Consider the following 16,926-nt stretch of genomic DNA (forward strand, 5'->3'; position numbering starts at 1 on the left):
ATCGCGGCCGGCGGGACGATCGCGGCCACGGGTCCGTCAGCGCGCGTCCACGTAGAGCCGGACCGCTTCCGCGGCCGCCCTCGCCATCTCCCGGCGGGCGGCCGGCGGGGAGAGCACCTCGGCGTCCGCGCCGAAGGCGAGCAGCGCACGGACGGCCGGCAGCGACTGGAAGCCCAGCCCGAGCTCGACCCAGTCCTCCGGCGCCCCGCCGCCGGACTCGGGCGGCGGGGCGGCCAGCCGCCCGCCGTGGATCCGGACGAACATGTCCAGCCGCGCGCGCCGCACCCGCACCGCGACCTTCACCTCCTTGGGCAGCCGCTCCACCTGCTCCCGCAGCACGCCCCAGACGGCGCCCAGGCCCAGCCCCGGACGGCGGCGCGCCGGCTCCTCGGAGGTCTCGGCGTACAGCACCCGGTCGGCCCGGAACAGCCGCGGCTCGCCCTGCAGATCGGCCACCAGGTACCAGACCGCGGCCTTGCTGACCAGGCCGTACGGGTCGACGGTGTACTCCACCGGCCCGGGGGTGCCGCTGTGCCGGTAGCGCAGCCGCAACCGGCGGTCGGCGAAGACGGCGTACTGCAGCTCGCCGAGATCGGGCCCGGGCGGGGCGCCGGCCTGCAGCCAGCGCGCCGGGTCGACCAGGATGCGTTCGCTGATCCGCTCGGCGCCCGGGCGGTGCGGGGCGGGCAGTGCGGCCATCACCTTGCGCAGGGCCGAACCGAGCGCGCCGTCCAGCCCGAGATCGCTGTGCGCACCCTGGGCGGACAGCACGAACAGGGCACGCGCCTCGTCGGCGGTCAGTCCGCTGACGTCGGTGCGGTAGCCGGGCAGCAGGCTGACGCCGCCGTGCCGGCCACGCTCGGTGTAGACGGGGACGCCGGCCGTGGAGAGCGCCTCGACGTCGCGGTAGATGGTGCGGACCGACACCTCCAGCCGTTCGGCCAGTTCGGTGGCGGGCACCCGGCCGCGGGTCTGGAGCAGCAGCAGGATCGAGAGCAGGCGGTCGGCCTTCATGGCACGAGGATCGCAGAAATCCTGACGCCGGATGTCAGGTTTTACCGGGAGATTGCCTTCGAGACGAAGAACCCTCCGTACCGATGGAGTTGATCCCGCATGGACACCACCCAGGACCCGCGCCCGCTGTACCTGCTCGCCCTCGGTCAGTTGGAGAAGCTGATCGCCGAAGCCGGCCCGGAGACGCTCGACCGGCCCACCCCGTGCACCGAGTACGACCTGCGGACCCTGCTCGGCCACGTGGTCGGCGGTATCCACCGGTTCGCCTACCTCGGTGAGGGCGGGCGGTCCGAGGACGTCGCGGCGATGACCGGCGACCTGGCCGACGACGCCTGGCCGGCCGCCCTCGACCGGGCCCGGACCCGGGCGACCGCCGCGTGGGCCGAGGACGCCCGGCTGGACCGCCCGACCGCCGCGCCGTGGGGCGAGGTCCCGGGCCGGGCCGCGGTGGGCGGCTACATCCTGGAGACCGTCACCCACAGCTGGGACATCTCCCGGGCGCTCGGCAGCACCGTCCCGCTGGACGAGCGGCTGGCCGAGACCGCCCTGGAGATCGCCGAGGCCGTACTGCCGACCGGCCCGCGCGAGGGCGCCCCGTTCGGCCCGGACCTCCCCGCCCCGGCCGACGCCGATCCCTACACCCGCCTCGCGGCCTTCCTCGGCCGCGAGGTCTGAGCCGCCACCCGCGCCGCCACCCGCCCCGGCGCAGCTGAACCGGCGTACCCCGGGCCGACGGGCCCGGCCGAACGCCGGCCCGCCGGGCCCGGGCTACCGAGCGGGGCCGCTCCCGGCGATCCGCCCGGCGTACAGGTCGATCTTGTGGTCGAGCACGGCCAGGGTCGCGTGCAGGTCCGCGACCTGCTGCCGCACCTCCTCCCGGTGGGCGAGCAGCAGGTCGCGCCGGTCCTCCAGGGTCCGGTCGCCCTCGCGGGCCAGCTCCACGTACCGCAGCATGTCGGCCACCGTCATGCCGGTCAGCCGCAGCCGGCCCAGGAAGGCCAGCCGGTGCAGGTCGGCGTCGTGGTAGCGGCGCTGCCCGGAGGCGGACCGGTCCACCGGGTCCAGCAGGCCGATCCGCTCGTACCAGCGCAGGGTGTGGGCGGTCAGCCCGCTGGCCGCCGCCACCTCGCCGATGGTGTGCCGGGGCGTCCGGTCCGGCTCCCCGACCGGCGTGCGGAAGACGTCGGAGCAGGTGCGCGGATCGAGGTCGATCGGTGCGGGCACGGCCATGGTGGAACCCCCGGTGGCGGACGGTGCCGTCGGCGCCGACGGCCTGGACTGCACTCCGGCCAAGCCTGCCATCCCGGCGGCCCGGGCCTCCCCGTTAGAGTCGGGCCCATGGAGAGCTTGCGGAAGATCGAGGACTGGCCGGTGCCGAACGCGGCGGCGGCCGTGGTGCGGGGCGGGGACGGCGCGGTACTGGGCACGTACGGGCCGCAGGACCACCTGTTCCCGCTGGCGTCGGTGACCAAGCTGCTCACCTCGTACGCCGTGCTGGTCGCCGTCGAGGAGGGCGTCTTCGAGCTGGACGACCCGGCCGGGCCGGAGGGCTCGACCGTGCGTCACCTGCTGGCCCACACCTCGGGCCTGGCCTTCGACGAGCACAAGGTGATGGCCGAGCCCGGCAACCGCCGGCTCTACTCCAACGCCGGCTTCGACGTCCTGGCGCAGGCCCTCCAGCAGGCCGCCGGCATCGACTTCGGCCGGTACGCCGCGGAGGCCCTCTTCGAGCCGCTCGGCATGCGCTCGACGCTGATCAACACCGCCCACCGGGCGCCGGCCGGCGCCGGCGGGCTCTCCACCGCCGCCGACCTGGCCCTGTTCGCCGCCGAGCTCCAGTCGCCCAAGCTGCTGGACCCGTCCACGCTGGCCGCCGCCACCCGTGAGGTCGCCTTCCCGGGGACCAGCGGCGTGCTGCCCGGCTTCGGGCACCGGCGTCCGAACGACTGGGGCCTGGGCTTCGAGATCCGCGACGGCAAGGCCCCGCACTGGACCGGCACCGCCAACTCCCCGGCCACTTTCGGCCACTTCGGGCAGTCCGGCACCTTCCTCTGGGTCGACCCGGAGGCCGGCGTCTCCTGCCTCGCGCTCACCGACCGGGACTTCGGGCCGTGGGCCGCCGAGGTCTGGCCGGTGCTCAGCGACGCGGTGCTCGCCGAGCTCTAGGACTCGGACGGCCCCGGACGGGCCGGGCGGCTCCGCCCGTGCCCGCCCGCGCCCGCCCCCTCAGCCGTACGAGACCGGCGAGTGCATCTCCCAGAGGAGCAGTTCGGCGCCGCTCTCGCCGGCCGTCGGCGCGGCGAAGGCGTCCCCGGTGATCCGCACGCTGTCGCCCGGCACCATCGAGCGGCCGCCGCCCTGCGGCCCGGGCACCGTGCGGTAGCCGAGCGAACCGGTCGTCAGGTGGGCGTACCGCCAGGCGGCGGCCGGGAGCTCGGGCAGCGGCTGCCACGGCCCTGCCGTCACCAGCCAGAGCGCGGCGTCGCCGCGCCGCAGCCGCAGCGCGTCCGTCCCGGCGTCCCGCGCCAGCCCGGAGGCGAGCAGCGTCAACCCGCCGGTGTCCGGTTCCACCCGGCGCAGCCCGTACGCCGGGGGCGCGTCGAAGGTGTCCGGCTGCAGCCACATCTGCACGAAGCGGACCGGGCCCCCGGCGCCGCCGACGTTCCGCTCGGTGTGGGTGACCCCGGAGCCCGCGCTCAGGCGCTGGACCATGCCGGGGCGGACCACGCCGCCGTGCCCCTCGGAGTCCCGGTGGGCCAGCGCACCCTCCAGCACCCAGGTGAGGATCTCGGTGTCCCGGTGCTTGTGCTCGTCGTACCCGGCGCCGGGGGAGAGAAGTTCCTCGTTGCAGGCGAGCAGCGCGCCGAAGTGGGTGTTCCTCGGGTCGTAGTGCCCGGAGAACGAGAAGGCGTGCCTGGTCTCGACGCCCTCGGCGGGGGTGGAGACGTAGCGTTCGGCGGTCCGGCGCAGATCGGCGCGCGGACGGGCGGGAGCGTCGGTCACGGCCCCACCGTAGCGTGGTCCGGGGCGCGTTCCCGGGCGCTCCGGACGGGGTGCCGGCGCCGGTCGGCCCGCGACTGTGACGGTTGCCACCGTGCCGCTCCGCCGGGGGGCGTGCACAAGCAGTCACTCCGGTGAGGCAGTCTTGTCCTTGTGCCAGCCGCCTCCGCGAACTCCAAGAGCGATCCGACCGCCAAGCCCGACAAGAGCGGGAAGGCCCCGACGACCGGCGCCGGGAGGGACCGGCCCGGCCGGGCGGCCCCGCGCCTGACCGCGCAGGAGCGCCGGCTCGCCGCCGAACGTGCGGAGCGCCGCGTCGCGACCCTCAAGCGGCTGGAGAAGTCCTCGGGCAAGCTCGCCTCCGCCGCCATCGCGCGGATGGACGACCAGCTCGGCTGGTACCGGCGGATGCCGCCGGAGCACCGCTCCTGGATCGGCCTGGTCGCCCAGGCCGGCATCGCCGCCTTCACCGAGTGGTACCGCAAGCCGGAGGCCCCGCAGGCGATCTCCACCGACGTCTTCGGCACCGCGCCGCGCGAGCTGACCAGGGCGATCACCCTGCGCCAGACGGTCGAGCTGATCCGCACCACGATCGAGGTGATGGAGGAGGCCATCGAGGAGGTCGCCTCCCCCGGCGACGAGGCGGACATGCGCGAGTCGGTGCTGGTCTACGCCCGGGAGATCGCCTTCGCGACCGCCCAGGTGTACGCCCAGGCCGCCGAGGCCCGGGGTGCCTGGGACGCCCGGCTGGAGGCGCTGGTGGTCAACTCGCTGCTCTCCGGGGACGCCGACGAGGGTGTGCTCTCGCGCGCCGCCGCGCTCGGCTGGGGCCAGCCGAGCCAGGTCCGGGTGGTGATGGGCTCGGCTCCGGACGGTGACAGCGAACTCGTGGTCGAGGCGATCCGCCGGGCCGCGCGCTACGCCAAGCTGCACGTGCTGACCGGGGTGCTGGGCAAGCGCCTGGTGGTGGTGGTCGGTGGCGACAAGGAGCCGGTGCACGCGGCCCGGGCGCTGATCGGCCAGTTCGCCGCGGGCCCGGTGGTGGTCGGCCCGACCGTGCCGGACCTGCTGTCGGCGACCCGCTCGGCCCACGCCGCCGCGGCCGGCCTGCGGGCCTGCCCGGCCTGGCCGGACGCACCGCGCCCGGTCCTGGCCGACGACCTGCTGCCGGAGCGGGCGCTGGCCGGCGACCAGGCGGCCCGCCAGCAGCTGGTGGAGGAGATCTACACACCGCTCGACGAAGCCGGGTCGGCACTCCTGGAGACCTTGAGTGTCTACCTGGAGCAGGCGTCCTCGCTGGAGGGCGCCGCCCGGATGCTCTTCGTCCACCCGAACACGGTGCGCTACCGGCTTCGACGTGTGACCGACGTCACGGGCTACGCTCCATCAGACGTTCGTTCGGCCTTCACCCTGCGTATCGCACTGGCGCTGGGGCGGCTCACGGCCTCGGGAGAGTCCGGCTGAGCCCGATGTAGGGACCTTACAATCCGGGATGCTTTTCTTCGTTACCGTCGCCTACCCGCCCCCGGGCGCTCGGCGAGAGAGGGTTGAACCGTGCTCGTAATCGTCGCCCCTGGACAGGGTGCCCAGACCCCCGGTTTCCTCAGCCCCTGGCTGGAGCTCGACGGTGTCGCCGACCGCCTCCGCGGCTGGTCGGAGGTCGCCGGGCTCGACCTGGTGCACGCCGGGACCGAGGCGTCCGCCGAGGAGATCAAGGACACCGCCGTCGCCCAGCCACTGCTGGTGGCCGCCGGCCTGGTGACCGCAGGCGTGCTGTTCCCGGACGGGGACACCGCCACCGCACAGGTCGGCGCGGTGGCCGGCCACAGCGTCGGTGAGATCACCGCCGCCGCCTTCGCCGGTGCGCTGACCCCCCACGACGCACTGACCTTCGTACGCGAACGCAGCCTCGCCATGGCCGAGGCCGCCGCGGCCGTCGAGACCGGGATGGCCGCCCTGCTGGGCGGTGACCCGGAGGTCGTCGCGGCCAAGCTGGCCGAACACGGCCTGACCGCGGCCAACAACAACGGCGGCGGCCAGATCGTCGCGGCCGGCACGCTGCCCCAGCTGGACGCCCTCCGGGCGGACCCGCCGGCCGGAGCGCGACTGGTCGCCCTCAAGGTGGCGGGCGCGTTCCACACCACGCACATGGCGCCGGGTGTCGAGCGGCTGGCCAAGCTGGCGCCGACCCTGCCGGTCGCCGACCCGGGGATCACGTACGTGTCCAACCAGGACGGCGAGGTCGTCGCGGCCGGCGACGAGCTGCTGCGCCGCCTGGTGTCGCAGGTCTCCAACCCGGTCCGCTGGGACCTCTGCATGGAGACCCTGCAGCAGCTGGGCGCGACCGCCGTCATCGAGCTCGCCCCGGCGGGCACCCTCACCGGACTGGTCAAGCGCAACCTCAAGGGTGTGGCGTCGCTTGCCCTCAAGACCCCCGCCGACCTGGAGAAGGCCCACGCGCTCATCGCCGAGCACGCCGGCCCGGGCCGGGAGCACAGCGGTCAGGAGCAGGAGCAGCAGGCATGAGCAACACCCCCCAGATCCGTCCGACCACCGGTGCGCAGTACTCGCGCATCCACGGGGTCGGCGGCTACCGCCCGGTCCGGGTGATTCCCAACGCCGAGGTGCTGACCTGGATCGACTCCTCCGACGAGTGGATCCGCACCCGCAGCGGGATCGCCGAGCGCCGTTGGGCCGGCCCGGAGGAGAGCGTCGCCGAGATGTCGGTGCAGGCCGCCGGCAAGGCCATCGCCCAGGCCGGGATCTCCCCCGACCGGATCGGCGCCGTGGTCGTCGCGACCGTCTCGCACCTCAAGCAGACCCCGGCCGTCGCGACCGAGATCGCCGAGCGGCTCGGGTGCGGCACCGCCCCGGCCTTCGACATCTCGGCGGCCTGCGCCGGCTTCGGCTACGGTCTCGGCCTGGCGGACGGCATGGTCCGCGGCGGCAGCGCCGAGTACGTGCTGGTGATCGGCGTGGAGCGGCTCAGCGACCTGACCGACCAGTCGGACCGCTCGACCGCCTTCATCTTCGGTGACGGCGCCGGCGCCGCGGTCGTCGGCCCGTCCGACACGCCCGGCATCGGCAAGGTCATCTGGGGCTCCGACGGCTCGCAGAAGGACGTCATCTCGCAGACCCAGGCCTGGGACACCGCCTTCGCCAAGGAGGGGGCCGTCAACGGCGCGGGCGAGGAGACCAAGTGGCCGGCCCTCCGGATGGAGGGTCAGTCGGTCTTCCGCTGGGCGGTCTGGGAGATGGCCAAGGTGGCCCAGCAGGCGCTGGACGCCGCCGGGATCACCGCCGACCAGCTCGGCGCCTTCATCCCGCACCAGGCCAACATGCGTATCACCGACACCATGATCAAGACCCTGAAGCTCCCGGAGTCCGTGCCGGTCGCCCGCGACATCGCGGAGACCGGCAACACCTCCGCGGCCTCCATCCCCCTGGCGATGGAACGCATGCTGGAGAGCGGCGAGGCCCGTAGCGGCGACCTCGCACTGATCATCGGGTTCGGGGCGGGTCTCGTCTACGCCGCGGCAGTCGTTACGCTCCCCTAGGCGTTTTCGCCCGAACCATCCGCAAACCTGCGTCCGTCCGCCGGGCGGCCGCATTCAACACCGAAGAGGAGCAGCCAGTATGGCTACCAAGGACGAGGTCCTGGAAGGTCTCGCCGAGATCGTCAACGAGATCGCCGGCATCCCGACCGAGGACGTCGAGCTCGACAAGTCCTTCACCGATGACCTGGACGTCGACTCGCTGTCCATGGTCGAGGTCGTCGTGGCCGCCGAAGAGCGCTTCGACGTCAAGATCCCGGACGACGAGGTCAAGAACCTGAAGACCGTCGGCGACGCGGTGAACTACATCCTCACCAACGCCTGAGCGGTCGACTCGTTCGACGCCTGACATCGGCCGGCTCCCTCCGAGTCGGCCGACCCGCCGGCCGGGACGCCCCACCGGGGCGCCCGGCCGGGCTCACCTTCGGCCGCCGCCGACCGCCCCCCGCACGATGTGAGAGAAGAAGATCCAGTGACTGAAAACCGTACCGTGGTCGTCACGGGTATCGGCGCCTTCACGCCGCTGGGCGGCGACGCCGCCACCACGTGGGAGAACCTGGTCGCCGGGCGCTCCGGAGTGGCTGCCCTGACCGAGGAGTGGGCCGCCGACCTGCCCGTCCGGATCGCGGCGCGCACCGCCGTCGAGCCCGGTGAGATCCTCCCCCGCCCGCTGGCCCGCAAGCTGGACCGATCGGCGCAGTTCGCCCTGATCGCCGCCCGCGAGGCCTGGGCCGACGCCGGCTACGAGACCCCGGCCACCGACGAGTCGTCCAAGCTCGCCCCCGAGCGCCTGGGCGCGGTCATCGCCTCCGGCATCGGCGGCGTGACCACCCTCCTCGACCAGTACGACGTGCTGAAGGAGAAGGGCTCCCGCAAGGTCTCCCCGCACACCGTCCCGATGCTGATGCCCAACTCCCCGGCGGCCAACGTCGGCCTGGAGGTCGGCGCCCGCGCGGGTGTGCACACCCCCGTCTCCGCCTGCGCCTCCGGCGCCGAGGCGATCGGCTACGCGATCGAGATGATCCGCACCGGCCGCGCCGACGTCGTGGTGGCCGGCGGCACCGAGGCGGCGATCCACCCGCTGCCGATCGCCGCGTTCGCCAACATGATGGCGATGTCCAAGAGCAACGACGACCCCCAGCGCGCCTCGCGCCCGTACGACAAGGGCCGGGACGGCTTCGTGCTGGGCGAGGGCGCCGGCGTGGTCGTGCTGGAGTCGGTCGAGCACGCCGAGGCCCGCGGTGCCCGGATCTACTGCGAGGCGGTCGGCCAGGGCCTGTCCTCGGACGCCCACCACATCGCGCAGCCCGAGCCGACCGGCGCCGGGGTGGCCCGCGCGCTGGCCGACCTGTTCGAGCGCAACGACCTGGACAAGGCCGAGATCGTGCACGTCAACGCGCACGCCACCTCGACCCCGCAGGGTGACACCGCCGAGCTGAAGGCGCTCCGCAAGGAGCTGGGCGAGGACCTGAACCACATCGCCGTCTCGGCCACCAAGTCGATGACCGGTCACCTGCTGGGCGGCGCCGGCGGCATCGAGACCGTCGCCACCGTGCTGGCCCTGCACCACCGGCTCGCCCCGCCGACCATCAACGTCGACGAGCTGGACGACGACGTGGACGCGGACATCGTCCGCGACGAGCCCCGCAAGCTGCCCGAGGGCCGGATCGCCGCGCTGAACAACTCGTTCGGCTTCGGCGGCCACAACGTGGTGCTGGCCTTCCGCACCCGCTGACGCCCGGCACGTCGAAGGGGCCGGCACCCACCTGGTGGGTGCCGGCCCCTTCGGCACGACCGGTCGGCGTCCTCGGACGCCGGTTCGGCGACGGCGGCTCAGACCACCTGGTGCAGCCAGCGCACCGGGGCCCCCTCGCCGGCGTACCGGAAGGGTTCCAGCTCGTCGTCCCAGGGTTTGCCGAGCAGCATCGCGATCTCGGACTCCAGGTCCGCCCCCTCGCTGCGGGCGCGCAGCAGGACGGCGCGGAGCCGGTCCTCGGGGATCAGGATGTCCCCGTGGATGCCCGTGACGGCATGGAAGATGCCGAGCGAGGGCGTGCTGCTGTACCGCTCGCCCTCCGCCGTGGCGCAGGGCTCGCTGGTGACCTCGTACCGCATCAGCTGCCAGCCGCGCAGTGCGGAGGCGAGCTTCGAGGCCGTACCGGGCTCCCCCTGCCAGGAGAGCTCGGCGCGCCAGTGTCCGGGCGAGGCCGGCTGGCGGATCCAGTCCAGGTTCACCCGCACACCGAGCACCCCCGCGACGGCCCACTCGACGTGCGGGCACAGCGCGCGGGGCGCGGAGTGGACGTACAGGACTCCACGTGTCGTCACCGGGACCTCCAGGCTGTGGACGAGGGTCGCCTTCCCCAGCTGCCTCGCGTTCGTGCCTGCGGTTGATCCACAGTTACCCACGTTAGCCGACATTAAGCCACTAAATTGAGCAAAACGGACAGGCTTTCGCTCAATGCTAGTCGAATCCTCAACGAGGTCCACCCCTCGGCCGGATCTCTCCCCCGAACGGCCCCATCGCCAGGCGGGAACACCGTACCGCGCCGCCCCGCACCATGGATGACGCACTTTCGGATCGGGCCGGAATGCGGTAGTGCGGCCGGATCCCCTCCGCCGGGTACGCAAACCGCCCCGCGCGCCCGGCCGGGGTTCCGGCGGGCGGCGGGGCGGTGCGGAGGCGGCGGGGTGCAGCCCCGGGCCGCGGCGGACGCGGCGTCAGGCGTCCAGCCGGACCACCATCTTGCCGGTGTTGGCGCCGCGCAGCAGGTCCAGGAACGCCTCGGCGGTGTGCTCGAAGCCGTCGACCACGGTCTCCTCGTGGCGCAGGCTCCCGTCCTTCAGCCAGCCGGCGACCTCGGCGACGAACTGCGGCTGCAGTGCCGCGTGGTCGCCCACCAGCATGCCCTCCAGGCGCAGCCGCTTGCCGATCACCAGCGCCAGGTTGCGCGGGGCGGCCGGGGCGGTGGTCTCGTTGTACTGGGCGATGGCGCCGCAGAGGACGGCCCGGCCGTGTGCGCCGAGCGCGCCGATCGCGGCCTCCAGGTGGTCACCGCCGACGTTGTCGAAGTAGAGGTCGATGCCGTCCGGGGCCGCCAGCGCGAGCTGCTCGCGGACCGGGGCGTCCTTGTAGTTGAAGGCGGCGTCGAAGCCGTACTCGTCGACCAGCTTGGTGACCTTCTCCGCCGAGCCGGCCGAGCCGACCACGAGCGAGGCGCCCTTGAGCCGGGCGATCTGGCCGACCATCGAGCCGACGGCGCCGGCCGCGCCGGAGACGAAGACCCGGTCGCCCTCCTTGAGGCCGCCGACCGCCAGCAGGCCCGCGTACGCGGTGAGGCCGGTCATGCCGAGGGTGCCGAGGTAGGCGGAGAGCGGCGCTGCGGCCGGGTCCACCTTGACCGCGCGCTGCGCGGGCAGGGTCGCGTACTCGCGCCAGCCGAGTCCGTGCAGCACGGCGTCGCCCGGGGCGAAGCCCTCCGCCTCGGAGGCGACCACGTAGCCGACGGCGCCACCGTCCATCGCCTCGCCCAGCCGGAACGGCGGGACGTAGGACTTGACGTCGTTCATCCGGCCCCGCATGTAGGGGTCGACCGACAGGAAGGTGTTGCGGACCAGGATCTCGCCCGGGCCCGGGCGCCGGACGGGTGCCTCGACCAGTGCGAAGTCGGTCGGGACCGGCCAGCCCTGGGGGCGGGCGGCGAGGTGCCATTCGCGGGCGGTGGCGGGCGCTTCCTGCTCGGCGGCCATCGAAATACTCCCTACATGAAAGGTTGAGTCAGTGAAGTAACAATGGGCATGAAAGGTTCATGTTGTCAACTTTTCAGGTAGACTACGGGCATGGATACCAAGCCGACCCGGGTCGCCACGCCGCAGCCCGACGAGATCACCCGTGAGGTCGTCGACCTGATGGCCAATCTGGTCGCGCTCTTCCACCGCGAGTACGAGGAGGCCGCCGCCGCCCGCTCCCTCACCGGAGCACAGGCCAAGGTCCTCGCGCTGCTGCGGCGCGGGCCGATGCCGATGCGCCAGATCGCCCAGACGCTCAGCTGCGAGCCGTCCAACATCACCGGCATCGTCGACCGGTTGGAGTCGCGCGGCTTCGTGACCAGGCAGGCCGACCTGCAGGACCGCCGGGTCAAGCTGGTCGCCGCCACCGACACCGGCGCCACCGCATCCGAGGAGCTCCGCGAGTCGCTCAACTTCGCCCGCGAGCCGCTGGCGGCGCTCGAACCCGAGGAGCGGACCCAGCTGCGCGACCTGCTCAGCCGCATGCTCACGGGCGCCGCCGGCCCCGGTGCGTGAGGAGCATCACAGGCCAGGTGACCGGTCCGGCTGAATTGGCGGCCGATCGGAGGTAACCGAACACTCCCCCGAAACGTCTAACTCTCGAAGACCAGACACGGCCCGTCCGGCGGACCGTGCGGGTGGGAACCGAGAACGGACAACAGGGGGACGGGGCGGATGAGCAGCAGCACGCGCCGACGGCGCATCATACGGACGGCGATAGGACTCGCGGCCGTGCTGGTGCTGTCCGTGGCGGGCGCAGGCGCCTGGTTCTACCACCGGCTCGACACCAACATCACCACGTTCGACCCGGGCGGCGTCGCCACCGAGCGCCCGCCCGCCCCCGTCCCCGCCACCCCGGGCGCCTCCGTCCCGGTCAACGTCCTGCTCCTCGGCTCGGACACCCGCAACGACGGCAACGCCGACCTCGGGGGCGGCGACGAGGGCGTCGGCCACTCCGACACCACGATCCTGCTGCACATCTACGCCGACCGGAAGCACGCCGTCGGGGTCTCCATACCCCGCGACGCCCTGGTGACCATCCCGTCCTGCCGGAAGCCCGACGGCAGCTGGACGACCGCGCGGACCAACCAGATGTTCAACGAGTCGTTCACCGTCGGCGCGTCCCCCAAGGGGAACCCGGCCTGCACGCAGAACACCGTCGAGGCCATGACCGGCCTGCGGATCGACCACACCATCGTGGTCGACTTCAAGGGCGTCGCCGCGATGACCGAGGCGATCAACGGCGTCGACGTCTGCATCCCCAACGACGTCAACTCGCACGACATCAAGCTCAGGAAGGGCATGCAGAAGATCTCCGGCCAGCCGGCCGTGGACTACCTGCGGGCCCGCTACGGCTTCGGCGACAACTCCGACATCGGGCGGATGAAGCGCCAGCAGGCCTTCCTCTCCTCGATGATCCGCAAGATCCAGGGCCTCGGCTTCTCCCTCCCCACCCTGCTCCCGCTGGCCGACGCGGCCACCCGCTCGCTCACCGTGGACGAGGGCCTGGGCACCGCGATGAAGCTGGTGGACTTCGCCCAGTCCCTGCAGCAGATCAAGCTCGCCGACATCACCTTCGTCACCGCCCCCTGGCGGTTCTCCACCGCGAAGCCGGGCCGGATCGACCTCGTCCACCCCGACGTGGACACCCTCTGGCAGCTGCTGCGGGAGGGCCGCACCCTGGACGGGCAGAGCACCGGCCAGGTCGCCGACACCTCGACCGCCGTGCCGTCCGACGCGTCGTCCCCCTCGGCCGCCGCGCCGACCGTCGCCCCCACACCCCTGACGCCCGAGCAGGCGGCCGTGCCGATCACCGTGATCAACGGCGTCGGCACCTCCGGGCTGGCCGGCAGGGGCTCCGAGACGATCCTCGGCAAGGGGTTCCGGAACGTCGCCCTCGGCGCCACCCAGGGCGGCCGGCTGCACACCGAGATCTCCTACGACCCGCCGTTCAAGGCCGCCGCCGAGCAGGTCGCCCAGCTCTTCCCGCAGGCCCGGCTGGTCGAGGAGCCCGGCTCCGAGGGGATCACCGTGATCCTCGGCCGCGACTACCGCCCGGCCGCCGGCCCGGCCGGCACCGCCCCGGGCGTTCCCGGAGTCCCGGGCGTCCCCGGCGGCGCGGCGGCGACCCCCTCCGCCCCGCTGCCGACCGGCGTCCCCACCGGCATAGCCGAGAACAGCCGCACCGCCGACATCGACCCCTGCTTCGACCTGACCTTCGGCTGAGCCGGACGAGCTCTAGGGTCCCTCCACCGGGTCGGGCAGCCCGGTGACCACGGCGGTCAGCCTGGTCCCGGGCGGGAAGGCGCCGGCCGCCGCCAGGCCGTACAGGGCGGACAGCAGCTTGGCCACGTAGCGCCGCTCCAGGGCGACGCCGTGCCGCCGCTCGAAGCCGGCCGCGAACTCCTCCAGCGCGGCCGGCACCCGCCCGTACCCGCCCCCGTGGTGGTCGTGGTCGATCCGCCAGCCGGCGAACTCCCGCCCGTACGCCTCCCGGTGGAGCCGGGTCACCTCGTCCTCCAGGTAGCCGGCCCCGCCGCGCAGCACGGCCACGCCCAGCGCCCGAGCGCCCGGGGGCAGCCCGGCCGCGATCCCGGCCAGCGTGCCGCCGGTCCCGACCGGGCAGCAGACCACGTCCCGCTCACCGAGGTCCGTCAGCTCCGCCGCGACCGCCGCCGCACCGCGGGCCGCCAGGGCGTTCGACCCGCCCTCGGGCAGCACCAGGCACGGCCCGAAGCGCCGTTGCAGGCCGGCCGCCACCACCGGGTCCGTCCCGCAGCGCCCGGCCGCCTCCCGGTACTCGGCCCGGGGCAGGAACACCAGCTCCATCCCGGCCGCCTCCGCGGCCCGCAGCGACCAGTTCCGCGGCGCGCGCGCCAGCTCCTCGCCCCGGACCAGTCCGACGCTCTCCAGTCCGAGCGCGCCGGCGGCCACCGCGGTCGCCCGCAGGTGCGTCGAGTAGGCGCCGCCGAAGGTCAGCAGCCGGGTCTCGCCCCGCTCGGCCGCGGCCTCCAGGTTCGGCGTCAGCTTCCGCCACTTGTTCCCCGGCACCAGCGGATGCGCCAGGTCGTCCCGCTTGAGCCGCAGCTCCACGCCGACCCGCGCCAGCGCCTCGTCGGGGCAATTCACGAGGGGTGTCGGCAGCTGTGCGGGTGCGAGCATCCGGTCAGGATACGAGGCCCTCCCGGCCCCGCCTGGCAGGCCCATATCAAGGGGAGGTCAAAGGCGGAAAACAGCCCGTCCCCCGGGCACCCCCCGTGTGCTGCGCACACCCACCCATGATTCACACTAGTAGCGGTCGGGATATTCATACTGACCGCTCGATATTCTCAAGTTATCAGCATAATTGTGGGGGAAGCATGTCGATCGCGACACCCGTCAGATCCGCGGACATCCCGGAAAAGACGGGACAGGAAGCTGCCGGGCGGAGGCAGCTTCCCGTACTTCCGGGTGCCCCCCAGCTTCGCCTCGTCGCGGCGCTGGTGCTCCTTCCTCCGCTGTTCCACCTGGTCTCGGCCGACCTGCTGACCTTCGCGCTCGTCTGGTTCGCCGCCGCGTCGCTGATCCGCTCGCAGACCACCGCCCTCGACCGGCTGATGATCTCCGGCGGCCTGCTGATCGGCTGGGCCTGCGCGCTCAGCCTGCTGACCAGTTACTGGCCCTGGGGCCTCCACCCGGTGGCCCTGGCCGAGGCCACCGCGATCCCCCTGGCCGCCGTCGTGCTCGTGCAGGGCCCCCGGCCGGCCCGCCGGCGCGCCCCGCTCCGCGCCCTGCTCCGCCGACTGGTCCCCACCCGGGACTTCCCGCTGCTGCTCACCGTCGCCGCCTCGGGCGCGTTCCTGCTGTACCCGATCCTCCGCCGGGACGCCATCGACCGCCTGGCCACCATCATCACGGCGGAGGACCTCGCCCGGCACGCCGCGCTCTACGACACCATCCTCCGCCTGGGCGGACTCACCTCCCTGCACCAGACCGAGGCCGCCGAGACCGTGACACTGGGCCTCGGCACCTACCCGCAGGGCAGCCACCTGACGATGGCGGTGCTCACCAGCTTCCTCCACGGCGGCACCGCCCGGGGCTCGGGGCTCGCCCAGATCTCGCTCTTCGTCGCCCTGTTCGCCGTCGTCACCGCCGGTCTCACCGCCGCCCTCCTCTGGGCCGTGCAGCGGGCCGCAGGCCCGGCGCTGCGCGGCTGGCGGGGCCTGGCCCTCGCCGTACCGATGGCCGTCTACCTGGTCGTCGCCGAGCTGCCCCGGATGCACGGCCGCGGCTTCCTGAGCGAGATCTTCGCCCTCGGGCTGCTCGCCCTGCTGGTCGCCCTGGCGATCCGGCCGCTCAGCCGGACCCGGGAACAGGTCGTGGCGCTCGGCGCCCTGGCGGTCGGCGTCTCCTTCGGCCACTACCTGCTGCTGCCGGTGGCCGCCACCACGGTGCTCGCCTGGGCCGTCGTGCACTGGCGCGGCTGGCGCCGCCACTGGCCCACCGTGCTGGCCACCTCCCTGGCGGCCGGCGCCCTCGTGCTGTTCCCCCCGTTCGTCAACGCCAAGTCGGCCGGTTCGGCGGACGTGCTCACCCTGCCGGGCGGCATCGGCCCGGTCGGCCGGCACCTGCTCCTGCCCGTCGTCGTGGCCGCCTTCGCGGCGCTGCTGACCCGGCGTTCGCTCGCCAACAAGCCCCGCCGGGTCGCCCTGATCACCCTCGCCTCGGTCTCGGCGCTCTGCTTCGGCGTGATGGAGTACCAGCTGATCACGGTCGGCTCGACCTCCTACTTCTACGAGAAGATGATCCACCAGCTGCTGGTGATCGGGGTGATCTGCTTCGGCGCCGCCCTGCTGCCGATGCTCGGCCGCCGGGTGATCGCCGGCCGGAGCGACCCGGCGGCGCCGGGTGCGCACCGGGCCCCCTCGGCCCGGTTCCGCCGCGGGCTGGCCGTGCTGACGGCCACGGGCTGCCTGGGCTTCACCGTCCTCAGCAACGCCAACCCCGAGGTCGGCCCGCAGGGCTGGCAGGGCAGCCCCGGACGGGCGCTGCTGCGCGGCGAGGGCTCCCGCCCCGGGATCGCCGAACGGATCGCCGTGATCGCCGCCCACCACCCCCAGGACGGCCGGGTCGCGGTCTCGCTCGCCGGTACCCGCGCCTGGAACGAGCCGATCGAGGACTGGGGCTCGGCCGAGGACAACATCTGGCTCAGTGTGATGAACCGGAACCAGGGCCGTGCCTGGGAGCCGTGGGCCTGGTCGCTCACCCGCCGCAGTGCCGAGGAGATCGTGAAGTTCACCGAGGCGTCCGCCGCTCCCCTGCGGTTCTACGTCGACGACACCTCGCCGCTGGTCGCCGACCTCAAGGCGCTGTCGGCCGGCGGCAAGCACCCGGCCCTGGCGTTGTCCGTCCTCAAGCGTGACGGGCACGGCGCCCTGACCGTCCAGCCGGTCAAGCTCGGCTGAGCCGCGCGGACACCGCACCGAAGGCCGTGGGGCCGTCACCGGACACCGGTGGCGGCCCCACGGCGTCGTGACGCCCGGACAGGGGCACGGAGGGCCGGAACCGGGCCGCGGGGCCGCGGACAGGC

16 protein-coding genes are annotated in these 16,926 nt (G+C 73.5%); 10 read left to right on the plus strand and 6 right to left on the minus strand.

Translation table 11 applies throughout. From position 1 onward, the window contains the following. Positions 1-36 precede the first annotated feature (36 nt). Positions 37-1,014, minus strand: a complete 978-nt coding sequence (locus ACFWIC_RS18455; protein ID WP_380519417.1) for a helix-turn-helix transcriptional regulator — start codon at positions 1,012-1,014, stop codon at positions 37-39. A 99-nt stretch (positions 1,015-1,113) separates the two neighbouring features. On the opposite strand from ACFWIC_RS18455, the gene ACFWIC_RS18460 reads away from it, so the two are divergent. Continuing rightward, on the plus strand, positions 1,114-1,689 hold the full coding sequence (locus ACFWIC_RS18460; protein WP_380360780.1) for a TIGR03086 family metal-binding protein: 576 nt from the start codon (positions 1,114-1,116) through the stop codon (positions 1,687-1,689). A gap of 93 nt (positions 1,690-1,782) precedes the next feature. Here the strand turns inward: ACFWIC_RS18460 and ACFWIC_RS18465 are convergent, their stop codons facing one another. Further along, a complete protein-coding gene (locus tag ACFWIC_RS18465) occupies positions 1,783-2,244 on the minus strand; it encodes a MerR family transcriptional regulator (protein ID WP_380360778.1) in 462 nt (153 codons plus the stop codon). Between the two features lie 108 nt (positions 2,245-2,352). Here ACFWIC_RS18465 and ACFWIC_RS18470 point away from each other — a divergent pair, with 108 nt between their 5' ends. Beyond that, positions 2,353-3,180, plus strand: a complete 828-nt coding sequence (locus tag ACFWIC_RS18470; RefSeq protein WP_380360776.1) for a serine hydrolase domain-containing protein — start codon at positions 2,353-2,355, stop codon at positions 3,178-3,180. 60 nt (positions 3,181-3,240) lie between these two features. On the opposite strand, the gene ACFWIC_RS18475 is transcribed toward ACFWIC_RS18470, so the two are convergent. Beyond that, on the minus strand, positions 3,241-4,017 hold the full coding sequence (locus ACFWIC_RS18475; protein WP_380519419.1) for a pirin family protein: 777 nt from the start codon (positions 4,015-4,017) through the stop codon (positions 3,241-3,243). Between the two features lie 264 nt (positions 4,018-4,281). On the opposite strand from ACFWIC_RS18475, the gene ACFWIC_RS18480 reads away from it, so the two are divergent. The 5 genes from ACFWIC_RS18480 (at position 4,282) to fabF (ending at position 9,303) form a co-directional block, all read left to right on the plus strand. Further along, a complete protein-coding gene (locus ACFWIC_RS18480) occupies positions 4,282-5,478 on the plus strand; it encodes a helix-turn-helix domain-containing protein (protein ID WP_329879032.1) in 1,197 nt (398 codons plus the stop codon). A gap of 90 nt (positions 5,479-5,568) precedes the next feature. Beyond that, entirely contained in the window at positions 5,569-6,540 is a 972-nt protein-coding gene (locus ACFWIC_RS18485) for an ACP S-malonyltransferase (RefSeq protein ID WP_329878986.1), read from the plus strand. Next, the gene (locus ACFWIC_RS18490; protein ID WP_329878987.1) at positions 6,537-7,571 is read left to right on the plus strand and encodes a beta-ketoacyl-ACP synthase III; all 1,035 of its coding nucleotides are present in this window, start codon (positions 6,537-6,539) and stop codon (positions 7,569-7,571) included. Before ACFWIC_RS18485 ends, ACFWIC_RS18490 begins: the two co-directional genes overlap by 4 nt. A 79-nt stretch (positions 7,572-7,650) precedes the next feature. Beyond that, positions 7,651-7,893 carry an acyl carrier protein gene (locus ACFWIC_RS18495; protein ID WP_030310143.1) on the plus strand — a complete coding sequence of 81 codons (243 nt, stop codon included), beginning with the start codon at positions 7,651-7,653 and terminating at the stop codon, positions 7,891-7,893. A gap of 147 nt (positions 7,894-8,040) precedes the next feature. After that, on the plus strand, positions 8,041-9,303 hold the full coding sequence (gene fabF / locus ACFWIC_RS18500; RefSeq protein WP_329878988.1) for a beta-ketoacyl-ACP synthase II: 1,263 nt from the start codon (positions 8,041-8,043) through the stop codon (positions 9,301-9,303). Between the two features lie 98 nt (positions 9,304-9,401). Here fabF and ACFWIC_RS18505 read toward each other — a convergent pair whose 3' ends face one another. Both ACFWIC_RS18505 and ACFWIC_RS18510 read right to left on the minus strand, forming a co-directional pair. Continuing rightward, the gene (locus tag ACFWIC_RS18505; RefSeq protein WP_329878989.1) at positions 9,402-9,896 is read right to left on the minus strand and encodes a DUF3145 domain-containing protein; all 495 of its coding nucleotides are present in this window, start codon (positions 9,894-9,896) and stop codon (positions 9,402-9,404) included. 393 nt (positions 9,897-10,289) lie between these two features. Further along, on the minus strand, positions 10,290-11,318 hold the full coding sequence (locus ACFWIC_RS18510) for an NADP-dependent oxidoreductase (protein ID WP_380519422.1): 1,029 nt from the start codon (positions 11,316-11,318) through the stop codon (positions 10,290-10,292). A gap of 90 nt (positions 11,319-11,408) precedes the next feature. Between ACFWIC_RS18510 and ACFWIC_RS18515 the strand changes: the two genes are divergently transcribed. Together ACFWIC_RS18515 and ACFWIC_RS18520 are read left to right on the plus strand one after the other, a co-directional pair. Beyond that, the gene (locus ACFWIC_RS18515; protein ID WP_329951535.1) at positions 11,409-11,873 is read left to right on the plus strand and encodes a MarR family transcriptional regulator; all 465 of its coding nucleotides are present in this window, start codon (positions 11,409-11,411) and stop codon (positions 11,871-11,873) included. Between the two features lie 159 nt (positions 11,874-12,032). Next, on the plus strand, positions 12,033-13,583 hold the full coding sequence (locus tag ACFWIC_RS18520) for an LCP family protein (protein WP_355402904.1): 1,551 nt from the start codon (positions 12,033-12,035) through the stop codon (positions 13,581-13,583). A gap of 12 nt (positions 13,584-13,595) precedes the next feature. On the opposite strand, the gene ACFWIC_RS18525 is transcribed toward ACFWIC_RS18520, so the two are convergent. Next, positions 13,596-14,519, minus strand: coding sequence for a pyridoxal-phosphate dependent enzyme (locus ACFWIC_RS18525; RefSeq protein WP_329951533.1), 924 nt, complete (start codon positions 14,517-14,519; stop codon positions 13,596-13,598). 320 nt (positions 14,520-14,839) lie between these two features. On the opposite strand from ACFWIC_RS18525, the gene ACFWIC_RS18530 reads away from it, so the two are divergent. Next, complete coding sequence (locus tag ACFWIC_RS18530; RefSeq protein ID WP_380519425.1) at positions 14,840-16,801, plus strand: hypothetical protein; 1,962 nt, start codon at positions 14,840-14,842, stop codon at positions 16,799-16,801. The last annotated feature ends 125 nt before the right edge of the window (positions 16,802-16,926 follow it).

This window comes from Kitasatospora sp. NPDC127035 (genome assembly GCF_042726075.1).
In the GTDB taxonomy this organism is placed as follows: domain Bacteria; phylum Actinomycetota; class Actinomycetes; order Streptomycetales; family Streptomycetaceae; genus Kitasatospora.

Bases quoted from the DNA above. Each gene is read 5' to 3' on its own strand.
- ACFWIC_RS18455 (WP_380519417.1), bottom strand. From the start codon at position 1,014: ATGAAGGCCGACCGCCTGCTCTCGATCCTGCTGCTGCTCCAGACCCGC.
- ACFWIC_RS18460 (WP_380360780.1), top strand. From the start codon at position 1,114: ATGGACACCACCCAGGACCCGCGCCCGCTGTACCTGCTCGCCCTCGGT.
- ACFWIC_RS18465 (WP_380360778.1), bottom strand. From the start codon at position 2,244: ATGGCCGTGCCCGCACCGATCGACCTCGATCCGCGCACCTGCTCCGAC.
- ACFWIC_RS18470 (WP_380360776.1), top strand. From the start codon at position 2,353: ATGGAGAGCTTGCGGAAGATCGAGGACTGGCCGGTGCCGAACGCGGCG.
- ACFWIC_RS18490 (WP_329878987.1), top strand. From the start codon at position 6,537: ATGAGCAACACCCCCCAGATCCGTCCGACCACCGGTGCGCAGTACTCG.
- ACFWIC_RS18495 (WP_030310143.1), top strand. From the start codon at position 7,651: ATGGCTACCAAGGACGAGGTCCTGGAAGGTCTCGCCGAGATCGTCAAC.
- ACFWIC_RS18510 (WP_380519422.1), bottom strand. From the start codon at position 11,318: ATGGCCGCCGAGCAGGAAGCGCCCGCCACCGCCCGCGAATGGCACCTC.
- ACFWIC_RS18515 (WP_329951535.1), top strand. From the start codon at position 11,409: ATGGATACCAAGCCGACCCGGGTCGCCACGCCGCAGCCCGACGAGATC.
- ACFWIC_RS18520 (WP_355402904.1), top strand. From the start codon at position 12,033: ATGAGCAGCAGCACGCGCCGACGGCGCATCATACGGACGGCGATAGGA.
- ACFWIC_RS18525 (WP_329951533.1), bottom strand. From the start codon at position 14,519: ATGCTCGCACCCGCACAGCTGCCGACACCCCTCGTGAATTGCCCCGAC.